The 9,903-nt window shown below is 64.9% G+C and carries 9 protein-coding genes; 5 read left to right on the forward strand and 4 right to left on the reverse strand.

From position 1 onward, the window contains the following. Positions 1-6: 6 nt before the first annotated feature. Positions 7-1,509, reverse strand: coding sequence for a class I adenylate-forming enzyme family protein (locus tag Q0687_RS12210; protein WP_298876652.1), 1,503 nt, complete (start codon positions 1,507-1,509; stop codon positions 7-9). A 4-nt stretch (positions 1,510-1,513) separates the two neighbouring features. After that, entirely contained in the window at positions 1,514-3,358 is a 1,845-nt protein-coding gene (locus Q0687_RS12215; protein WP_298876655.1) for an extracellular solute-binding protein, read from the reverse strand. Between the two features lie 259 nt (positions 3,359-3,617). On the opposite strand from Q0687_RS12215, the gene Q0687_RS12220 reads away from it, so the two are divergent. Next, positions 3,618-4,427 carry an invasion associated locus B family protein gene (locus Q0687_RS12220; protein ID WP_298876658.1) on the forward strand — a complete coding sequence of 270 codons (810 nt, stop codon included), beginning with the start codon at positions 3,618-3,620 and terminating at the stop codon, positions 4,425-4,427. A gap of 97 nt (positions 4,428-4,524) precedes the next feature. On the opposite strand, the gene hspQ is transcribed toward Q0687_RS12220, so the two are convergent. After that, entirely contained in the window at positions 4,525-4,857 is a 333-nt protein-coding gene (gene hspQ, locus Q0687_RS12225; RefSeq protein ID WP_018317973.1) for a heat shock protein HspQ, read from the reverse strand. A gap of 106 nt (positions 4,858-4,963) precedes the next feature. Between hspQ and Q0687_RS12230 the strand changes: the two genes are divergently transcribed. Then, a complete protein-coding gene (locus Q0687_RS12230) occupies positions 4,964-5,917 on the forward strand; it encodes an AEC family transporter (RefSeq protein WP_298876661.1) in 954 nt (317 codons plus the stop codon). A gap of 4 nt (positions 5,918-5,921) precedes the next feature. On the opposite strand, the gene Q0687_RS12235 is transcribed toward Q0687_RS12230, so the two are convergent. Beyond that, positions 5,922-7,106, reverse strand: a complete 1,185-nt coding sequence (locus Q0687_RS12235) for a UbiH/UbiF family hydroxylase (protein WP_298876663.1) — start codon at positions 7,104-7,106, stop codon at positions 5,922-5,924. A gap of 128 nt (positions 7,107-7,234) precedes the next feature. Here Q0687_RS12235 and pcsA point away from each other — a divergent pair, with 128 nt between their 5' ends. The 3 genes from pcsA (at position 7,235) to Q0687_RS12250 (ending at position 9,735) form a co-directional block, all read left to right on the forward strand. Then, positions 7,235-7,960 carry a phosphatidylcholine synthase gene (gene pcsA, locus Q0687_RS12240; protein WP_298876666.1) on the forward strand — a complete coding sequence of 242 codons (726 nt, stop codon included), beginning with the start codon at positions 7,235-7,237 and terminating at the stop codon, positions 7,958-7,960. Continuing rightward, positions 7,957-8,685, forward strand: coding sequence for a TerC family protein (locus tag Q0687_RS12245; RefSeq protein ID WP_298876669.1), 729 nt, complete (start codon positions 7,957-7,959; stop codon positions 8,683-8,685). Before pcsA ends, Q0687_RS12245 begins: the two co-directional genes overlap by 4 nt. A 75-nt stretch (positions 8,686-8,760) precedes the next feature. After that, a complete protein-coding gene (locus Q0687_RS12250) occupies positions 8,761-9,735 on the forward strand; it encodes a quinone oxidoreductase (protein WP_298876672.1) in 975 nt (324 codons plus the stop codon). Positions 9,736-9,903: the final 168 nt, after the last annotated feature.

Raw genomic sequence — 9,903 nt, forward strand, 5'->3', positions numbered from 1 at the left:
CTATTCTTAGACTGGGCCTGAGCGATCGCGAAAAGCCTCAACCATCAGGGGGTTAAGCCCAAGTTCGCTCAATGCTTCGCGGGCGCGGGCATTGTCCTGGGCCCGGCCTGCCAGCCGGTGGCCCGAGAGCCGGTCGGGCAGGGCCGTCAGCAGCGCGCCCTGGCCGAGCCGGCGCGCCCATTCCTGCAGATCGTTGGAGAGGAAGCGGTAGCCGCCGACAGCCATGATGCCTGACGGAGGCGCCGTGATGTTGATCGCGCCGCTAGCCCGGTCGATTCGTGCGGCATAGCCGGTGTCGACATAGTCGCGCGGCGGCTGCGCGATCAACGTCTCGCCGACCGGCTGCGGCGGCGCGTAGGCCGCGATCGGCACCATCGGGCCGCGCAGGCCGAGCGTACCCTTCGGGGTGAGTAGAATCTCGCCCGCGATCGAGGAGCCCGACTGCTCGCGTGGCGCGCCGTGCGGCCCGGGCATGACAGCGACAGGCACGCCGTCCTCGCCGCGCCTTGCGCCGAACAGGCCGGCCTCGCCGAACAGATAGACGTCCGTGAGCGGCGCATGCGGCGCAATCCAGGCTTCGCTCGCCGCCACCTGCTCCGGTGCGCGCCAGAGCCCGACGACATTGCGCAGGGTCGGCATCCGCGCCGCCAGGCCGGAATCGCCGAGGCGCAGCGCGAGTTGGGCCGGCGCGATCAGCACGTCGCATTCGTGCTCGTTGATCTGCTGCTCCAGCACCTCGCTCTCGAACGGATGATGCAGCGCCAGCGTGCCGCCGCACAGCAGCCACACCGCGAGCGAGGAGGCGAGGCCCGCGAACGACATCGGCGTGAACGCCGACATCACGGTCGCGCCCTGCTGGATGTCGGCCTCCAGCGACATCGCGAGGCCCCCCGCGATCAGGCTGAAATGCGGTCGCGGCACCGGTCGGAAACCTTCCGCCGTGACATCGAAGGAGATCATCGCCGCCTTGCGGCCGTCCTGGATCACCGCGCGCGTGGTGCCGGGCGGGCGTGCCAGCACGTCGTCGAGCGACGCCATGCCTTCGGGCAAATCGGTGCCGAAGCCGAGGACGTGGCGGATCGAGAAGGCCTCCGCGGCAGCGTGCATCGCGAGGTCGGCATAACTGACGCCGTCGACCTTGCTCATGGTGACGATGGCGCGCGCCGCCGTTCGGTTGAGCGCGGCCGCCAGTTCCGCCTGCCGCCATAGCAGCGGCAACACCGCCACGACGAGGCCGGCGCGATGGGCCGCCAGCACGGTCAGCACGAACTCGACGGTCGTGGGCAACTGGATCGCAATCACCGAATTGGCCGGCAGGCCCGATTCGACGAAATGCGCCGACAGCGCCTCGATGGCGGTATCGGCCTCGGCGTAGGTCATCCGTCGCGGCTGGTGGCCAGTGATGCGGGACTTGTTGAGAGGGTCGAGCAGGGCAGGCGCATGTGGCTGCCGCATCAGCGTGCGCTGGAACAGCGTGTCGAGCGTCGGCGATACGGCTGGCTGGTTCACGGCGTCACTTCGCTGGACTGGCTTGAGGCTCACCCTTCGACCACCAGGTCTCCGGCAGATAGCCGGAGAGTGCGGTGGCCTGTGGTCGTTCTATCCGATTCCAGCGCGCGATCCATTGCTCGGATACGTTAAACAGGGGGATTGTGTAGAAGCCCGCCATCAAGGCGCGGTCGAGCGCCCGCACCGCATCGACGAAACCCGTATGATCACGGGCCTCAAGCAGGGCCTTGATCATGGCATCGACCGCGGGATCCCTGGCGCCCATGTAGTTGCGGGTCCCCGGATTGTCGGCGGCGGCGCTGCCCCAATAGAAATACTGCTCGTTACCGGGCGACAGCGACTGGTCCCAGCGGTTCTGGATCATGTCGAACTCGTAGGACAACCGGCGCTGGTCGAACTGCACCGGATCGACCGCGCGCACGCTCACGTCGATGCCGGCGCGCTTGAGGTCGCGCTGGAACGCGAGCGCGATGCGCTCCTGGTCGCGGGTCGTCACCAGCATCTCGAAGGTGAAGGGCACCTTGGTGCTGCGGTTGCGCAGCACGGTGCCCTCGAGATCATAGCCGGCGTCCGACAGCAGCTTCAGCGCCGCACGCAGCGTTGTCCGATCGCGCCCCGAGCCGTCGGTGACAGGCAGGCGATAGCTGCCATCCATGATCTCTTCGGGGATCTGCACGGCGAAGGGCTTGAGCAACTCGCGCTCGCGTGCATCTGCGGGGCGGGCATAGGCCGACAGCTCCGAGCCCGCAAAATAGCCGGCGACGCGCGAATACAGGGAGAAGAAATAATTGCGATTGACCAGCTCGAAATCGAACAACAGCGTCAGCGCCTGGCGCACGCGGATGTCGGCGAATACAGGACGCCGTGTGTTGAACACCAGGAATTCGGAAGGCTGCGGCACGCCTGGCTTGATGGTGTCGCGGATCACCTCGCCGCTTTTGGCAGCGGGAAAATCATAGCCGTCGTGCCAGCGCAGCGGCTCGTTCTCGACGCGGAAATCATAGAGGCCGCGCTTGAACGCTTCGAACTGGCCGTTGGCCTCGCGATAATAGTCGAGCCGGATCTCGTCGAAATTGAACAGCCCACGATTGACCGGGAGATCGCGGCCCCAATAATCGGGATTGCGGGTGAGGGTCACGCTGGCGCCGGGCTTGACCGCCGTGACGCGGTAGGGGCCGGAGGCGATCGGCCCTGACAGCGTCGTCTCCTCGAAGGCCGCGACGTCGACGGCGTGCTTCGGCAGGATCGGCATCAGGCCGAGGATCAGCGGTATCTCACGGTCGTTGGCTCCGGTGAGATCGAAGCGGACGGTAAGAGGATCAGGCGCCTGCGCCTTGGCGACCTTGGAATAGTACTGCCGGAGGTTGGGACGGCCGTGGTCGCGCAGGAGCTGCCAGGAGAACAGCACGTCCTCGGCGGTAACAGGCTTGCCATCGGAGAAGCGGGCACGGGAATCGATGTGAAACGTGACGTAGCTTCGCTCGTCATCCGTCTCGACTGACTTGGCGAGCAGGCCGTAGAGCGTGAACGGCTCGTCCTGGCCGCGCGCCAGCAGGCTTTCGACCACGTAAGCGCGGATCGGCTGCACGGCCAATCCCTTCACGATGAACGGATTGAGGCTGTCGAACGTGCCGAGGATGCCCCAGGTCAGCCGCCCCCCCTTGGGGGCGTCGGGATTGGCATAGGGCATGTGGGTGAAGTCGGCCGGCAGCGCCGGCTTGCCGTGCATGGCGATCGCATGCATCTCCTCGGCCTGCCCAGCGCTTGCCATCAGGCCGACACCGAGGATCAAGGCCAGGCTGCAAACACGGAGACCGGGCCCCTCGAGCAGGCGATGGAACATGAACATTCGGACACGTTGATTCGAGGGGCGGCTCGGCAGAATCCTATCACAGGGATTTCACTGGGCGCCCGCCCGGATGTGGCCAAAGACGCTTGTCGGCATTGATCTTTCCGTCGACCACGCTAAGAAGGCACCCAATCGCGCAAGAGCGCCGAGCCCGTCACTTATCTGCCTCAATTGACGGGGAGAGAGCCGCGCCCAAGGCGGCTTGGTTCGGTGCTTCGGAGCGGTTCGGGCACTTCCCGTTCAGAAAGGGTTTTCTGCAATGAATTTCCGTTATTTGGCCGCGTCCGTCCGGCCGCGCGGGCGAGTTCTCGCTCTGTTGACGGCGACGGCACTGGCCATCCCGTTTGCCGCTGAAGCCCAGACCCCGCCGGCCCCGGGCGCCAAGGCTTCCCCGAAAGCTGCTCCGAAGGCCGCCCCCAAGGCTGCCCCGGCGCCAGCGCCGGCTCCCCAGGCCCAGCAGGCTCCGGCGCAGCAGGGCGCACCGGCGGCGCAGGCTGCCCAGCCCGCCGATCAGCAGATCCAGCTGATCTACGCCCCCTGGACCAAGTTCTGCCTCAAGGGCCAGGACGCCAACGCCAAGCAGGTCTGCTTCACCGGCAAGGACGGTCGCATCGAATCAGGCCAGCCGGTCATCGCCGCTGTGATCATCGAGCCGGAAGGCGAGCCGAAGAAGATCCTGCGCGTGACGCTGCCGCTCGGCATGCAGCTCGTGCACGGCACCCGCATCATCGTCGACAACAACCCGCCGCTGCAGAGCCCGTATGTGATCTGCTTCCAGAACGGCTGTATGTCCGACTACGAAGCAACACCCGAGCTGATTGCCAATCTGAAGAAGGGCCAGAACCTCGTGGTGCAGGCGATCAACGCCAACGGTGCGCCGCTGACCCTGCCGCTGCCGCTCACCGGTGAATTCCAGAAGGCCTATGACGGTCCGCCGACCGATCCGAAGGTGTTCGAGGAAACCCAGAAGAAGCTGCAGGAAGAGCTGCAGAAGAAGGCTGAAGAGCAGCGCAAGAAGCTCGAGCAGCAGGGTGGCGCCCCCGGCGCACCTCCGGCCGCTCAGAAGTAATCGCCTTCAGATTCCCGGACATGAAAAAGGCGCCCGATCGGGCGCCTTTTTTGCTGTCCGTTCGTTGACGGCGAAATCTGGAGCTGAGCCGGATCGCTCAGTTCAGCGAAGGATTGCGCGGGCGGTAGCCGCCGTCCTTGTTCTTGATGAAGATCTCGGCCACCTGTGAATGCCGGATCGGCTCGCCGGACTCGTCGGGCAGCAGGTTCTGCTCGGAGACATAGGCGACGTACTCGGACTCCGCATTCTCCGCGAGCAGATGGTAGAACGGCTGATCCTTGTGGGGCCGCACTTCTTCGGGGATCGACAGCCACCACTCCTCGGTGTTGTTGAATTCCGGATCGATGTCGAAGATCACCCCCCGGAACGAGAAGATCCGGTGGCGCACGACCTGTCCGATCTGGAATTTGGCTGTCCGCGCTTTAATCATCCTCCGTCGATAGACCAGGATTGTGGCCGATGCTAGTGGCCTGATCTGGAATTAACCTGCCGTTAAGGGGCAGATAGCCCCCAAGCCTTCAGAAAACACTTCATCAATGGTCGATATCCTCAATCTGGCGCTACCTTATTTTGGCTTGATCTTCGTTGGTTTCGCCTGCGGTAAGGTGAAGTCCCTGCCGGAGTCGGGGCTCGCATGGATGAACTTCTTCCTGCTCTACGTGTCGTTGCCGGCGCTGCTGTTTGCGATCATGTCGAAGACGCCGTTCTCGGAGCTCAACAACCCGCCATTCCTGGTGGCGACCACGTTGTCGACGGTCGCGGCGTTCACCATCGCGCTGGTGGTCGGCAAGGTGCTCGGGAAGCTGACGCTGCGTGAGGCGACGCTCGCCGGTCTCTCCGGCGGTTACGGCAATATCGGCTACATGGGACCAGGGCTGGCGCTCGCCGTGCTCGGGTCAAAGGCGGCGGCGCCGACAGCACTGATCTTCTGCTGCGACAGCATCTTTCTGTTCACGATCGTGCCGCTTCTGATCGAGCTGTCGGACCGCGACCATCCTTCGATCGTGCACGCCTTCGGCGTCGTGCTGAAGCAGATCGTGCTCAACCCGCTGATCATGTCGGCCTGCTTTGGCGCGGCCGTTGCCGCGCTCCATATCGAGCTGCCGGTCGCGCTCGACCGCACCATTACCTTCCTTCAGAACGCGGCCGCGCCGACCGCGCTGTTCGTGCTCGGTGTCACCGTGGCGTTGCGGCCGTTCGACCGCGTGCCTTGGGAGGTGCCCGGTGTGATCGCGGTCAAGCTGCTGATCCATCCGCTCGCAGCGTTCGGCCTGATGCTGGCGTTCGGGCCGTTCGCGCAGCCCTGGGCCGCCACGGCGGTCCTGATGGCCTCGCTACCGCCGGCGCTGAATGTGTTCGTGATCGCCCGGCAGAACGATGCCTGGATCGAATCCGCTTCTGTTGCTGTGCTGCTCGGAACGTTCGCGTCGGTGGTCACGCTGACGACAGTGATGTGGATGCTGCAGACCGGCCGGCTCGTGTTTCCGTAAGCAGCTATCGCCGCCAGGTCGGCGTCAGCCCCTCGCGCATGGCAAAGCGCCTGAGCGGGCCGATGGCCCCTAACAGGTGCATGCCGACGGCGCGGACCGGCTGCAGCGGCAGGAAGTCGTTGAGCAGCGAACGATTGGCGATGTCGATCGCAAAGGTCCGGCTCAGAATGTCCGGCCGCCGCGCCCGGTCGTAACGCCTGAGCACCTCGTCTGCGCCGGGGTCCTGCCCTGATGCAATGGCTTCGCCGGCGAGCCGGGCGATGTCGGCCGCATCTCGCAGGCCGAGATTGAGACCCTGGGCGCCGATCGGGGGAACCACATGGGCGGCTTCGCCGACCAGCGCGATACGGTCGCGCGCGAAGGAATTTGGCCGTTCGATCGCCAACGGAAACACATTGCGGCCGGGCTCGACCGTCATGCGGCCGAGGATGGAATGCGACCGCTTCTCGATCGCGGCGGAAAGGTCTTCGTCGCTCAGGGACCGAAGCCGTTCGGCCTCGGCGGGCGCGGAGACCCAGACGACGCTTGAGCGATTGCCGGGCAGGGGCACGAACACGCAAGGGCCCTGCGGCGTGTGGAACTCGGTCGAGATGTTCCTGTGCGGCCTGGTATGGCTGACGTTGAAGGTCAGCGCCGTCTGCGTCAGCTCGCGCCGCCTCACCGCAATGCCGGCGGCCTCCCGGCACAGCGAATGCCGGCCGTCGGCGCCGACCACGAGCCGGGCTGTCAGGAATTGTCCGCCAGCCGTGCGCATGGCGACATCGCCGGCTTCGGTGACGACGCTCTCGGCCTCGTCGTCGAAGCGAACGAGGTTCTCCAGCTCGGCCGCGCGCGCTTCGAGCGCCAGCATCAGCGAGCGGTTGTCGATATTGTAGCCGAACGCATCGAGCGCGATCTCGTGGCAGGAAAACCGGACCTCGGGCGCGCGGAACAGCCTGCCCGTGTCGTCGACGAGGCGCATCACTTCGAGCGGCGCCGCCTTGTCCTTGCAGCGGGACCAAACGTCGAGGCTCTCCAGGAGCTCGACGGAGGCACCCAAGAGCGCGGTGGTCCTGTTATCGGCATAGGGCAGGCGGCGCGCCACCAGCGCGGTGCGCGCCCCCCGCTGCGCCAGGGCAATGGCCGCCGCAAGGCCTGCCGGACCACCACCGATGATGGCTGCGTCAAAAAGCGTCGATGCGTCTGTCATGGAACGACATTTGACACGGCCCGCGGCAAATTCAAGCCCACCTATTTTGCCTGATTTTATGACTGATAGCGCGGCACAACGCCGCGACGGCGGATGTGCAAACCGGTCCTGTTCTGGTAGCAGAGGCCATGGATAGCCATGAGGATTCCCTCAAGCCGACGACCGTGGTCCGTGCCGCGGCGTTTTCGGTCCACATCTTCACCGCCTTCGGTGCGGCGATCGCGCTGCTGGCGATGCTGGAGGCCGTGCGCGAGCACTGGGCGGCGATGTTCGGCTGGCTGGGTGTTGCCCTGATCATCGACGCCGTCGACGGGCCGATCGCGCGGCTGCTCGACGTCAAGACCGTTCAGCCGAACTGGTCCGGCGACGTGCTCGACCTCGTGGTCGACTTCGTCACCTATGTCTTCGTGCCCGCCTATGCGATCGTGGCGAGCGGCATGCTGCTGCCGGTCGCGGCGCCCTTGCTCGGCATCGCCATCATCGTCACCAGTGCGCTTTATTTCGCCGATCTGCGCATGAAGGCGGACGACAATCATTTTCGCGGCTTTCCGGCGCTTTGGAATGCAGCGGCGTTCTACTTGTTCCTCCTGCGCTTGCCACCGCTGTCGTCGACGCTGCTGGTGGCGGCGCTGGTGGTGCTGACCTTCGTGCCGTTTCACGTGCTGCACCCGGTCCGCGTCGTGCGGCTGCGCTGGCTGACGATGTCGCTGATCGTGCTGTGGGGCGTGCTCGGCTTCTACGCGCTGGAGATGGATTTCCGTGCCGGCACCGGCGTGACGATCGTGCTCTGCGCGATCGCGCTCTGGATCGCATTCAGCGATACGTTGATCCGCCTGGCGAGATCGTTCGGATGATGCATTTGTTGACCAGCCCCGAGGCCTGGGCGGCGCTGCTCACCCTCACGTCGCTCGAGATCGTGCTCGGCATCGACAACGTCATCTTCCTGTCCGTGATCGTCTCGCGCATCCCCGAACCGCAGGCCCATCGGGCCCGCCAGATCGGCCTGGCGCTGGCGCTGGTGTTCCGCATCGTCCTGCTCAGTGTGCTGGTCTGGCTGATCGGCCTGACCGCACCGGTGTTTTCGTTTTCCGGCTACGACTTCTCCTGGCGCGACCTCATCCTGATCGGCGGCGGCCTGTTCCTGATCGCCAAGGCGACGCACGAGATCCATGCCGAAGTTGACGTCGACGACGAGGAGGACGAGGGCAAGTCCGCGCGCAGCGCCTTCTTCTGGGTGATCGTCCAGATCGTCATCATCGACATCGTGTTTTCACTGGACTCGATCATCACCGCGATCGGCATGGCGCAGGACCTCGAGATCATGATTGCGGCGGTCGTGATCGCCTGCCTGATCATGTACATTTCGTCGGGACCGGTAGCGCGATTCGTTGCGGAACATCCGACCACCAAAATGCTGGCACTGGCATTTCTGGTGCTGATCGGCGTCGCCCTGGTTGCGGACGGATTCAAATTCCACATTCCGCGCGGCTACATCTATTTCGCAATTGCGTTCTCGGCGGCGGTGGAATTCTTCAACGTCCTGGCCAAGCGTAATCGCAGGAAGGCCGGCAAGCCGTAACCGTTCCAATCCGGGGCGAGTTGACAAGGCGGTCGTGATGTCTTTCGCTGGCAGATGCGAAGAGGAGGTCAGGTGATGACCAAAGCGGTCCGTGTGCACAAGGTCGGAGGCCCTGAAGCGCTGGTCTATGAGAGCGTCGACCTTCCGGCGCCCGGACCCGGCGAGGTGCGCATCCGCCAGCACGCGGTCGGCCTGAACTTCATCGACGTCTATTATCGCACCGGGCTCTACAAGGCGCCGGGGCTGCCCTTCATCGCGGGCAATGAGGCCTCGGGCGAGGTGGTCTCCGTTGGGCCGGGCGTGACGCATTTTCATCCCGGCGACCGCGTCGCCTACTACCACAATCTCGGCGCGTATGCGAGCGAGCGCAATATTCCCTGGGAGAAGCTGGTCAAGCTGCCCGATCACATCACGCACGAGCAGGGCGCCGTGCTGATGCTCAAGGGCCTGACCGTCTGGTATCTCCTGCACAAGACCTTCAAGGTCGAGCCGCATCATCGGGTGCTGATCCATGCCGCCGCCGGCGGCATCGGCTTGCTCGCCTGCCAATGGGCGAGCGCGTTGGGGGCCCACGTCATCGGCACGGTCGGCTCGCGCGAGAAGGCCGAGCTCGCGGAGGCCAATGGCTGCGACCACGTCATCCTCTACAACGAGGAAGATTTCGTCGCGCGCGTCAAACAGATTAGCCGCAACGAGGGCTGCGACGTCGTCTATGACGGCGTCGGCAAATCGACCTTCCCGGGCTCGTTGTCGTGCCTCAAGCCGCGCGGCATGTTCGTGTCGTTCGGCAACGCCTCAGGCCCGGTGCCGCCGTTCTCCATCGCCGAGCTGAACAATCACGGCTCGCTGTTTGCGACCCGGCCGAAGCTCAACGACTATATCGGCACCCGCAAGGAACTGCTGGAAGGCGCCGACACGCTGTTCTCCGCGGTCCTCAACGGCAAGCTACACGTGCCGATCAACCACGCCTACGCGCTCAAGGACGCCGCGAAGGCGCATATCGATCTTGAAAGCCGCAAGACGACGGGTGCGTCTATTCTGAAGCCGTAGGGCGTCGACGCCGTCGTCATGCCCGGGGAGAAGCGCGAAGCGCGTCTTCGCGCTAGATGTCCCGGCCATCCACGTTCTTCGCGCTGCGCTTAGGCGTGGATGGCCGGGACAAGCCCACGGCTGTCCGGTTTAGATTTTCTGGACAAGGCGCATGGCGTTGATTCTAGT

The organism is uncultured Bradyrhizobium sp., assembly GCF_936928535.1.
In the GTDB taxonomy this organism is placed as follows: domain Bacteria; phylum Pseudomonadota; class Alphaproteobacteria; order Rhizobiales; family Xanthobacteraceae; genus Bradyrhizobium.

Excerpts from the sequence above, each read along its gene's own strand:
- Q0687_RS12235 (WP_298876663.1), bottom strand. The coding sequence starts at position 7,106 with ATGACAGACGCATCGACGCTTTTTGACGCAGCCATCATCGGTGGTGGT.
- Q0687_RS12250 (WP_298876672.1), top strand. The coding sequence starts at position 8,761 with ATGACCAAAGCGGTCCGTGTGCACAAGGTCGGAGGCCCTGAAGCGCTG.
- Q0687_RS12215 (WP_298876655.1), bottom strand. The coding sequence starts at position 3,358 with ATGTTCATGTTCCATCGCCTGCTCGAGGGGCCCGGTCTCCGTGTTTGC.
- Q0687_RS12230 (WP_298876661.1), top strand. The coding sequence starts at position 4,964 with ATGGTCGATATCCTCAATCTGGCGCTACCTTATTTTGGCTTGATCTTC.
- Q0687_RS12220 (WP_298876658.1), top strand. The coding sequence starts at position 3,618 with ATGAATTTCCGTTATTTGGCCGCGTCCGTCCGGCCGCGCGGGCGAGTT.
- Q0687_RS12245 (WP_298876669.1), top strand. The coding sequence starts at position 7,957 with ATGATGCATTTGTTGACCAGCCCCGAGGCCTGGGCGGCGCTGCTCACC.
- pcsA (WP_298876666.1), top strand. The coding sequence starts at position 7,235 with ATGGATAGCCATGAGGATTCCCTCAAGCCGACGACCGTGGTCCGTGCC.
- hspQ (WP_018317973.1), bottom strand. The coding sequence starts at position 4,857 with ATGATTAAAGCGCGGACAGCCAAATTCCAGATCGGACAGGTCGTGCGC.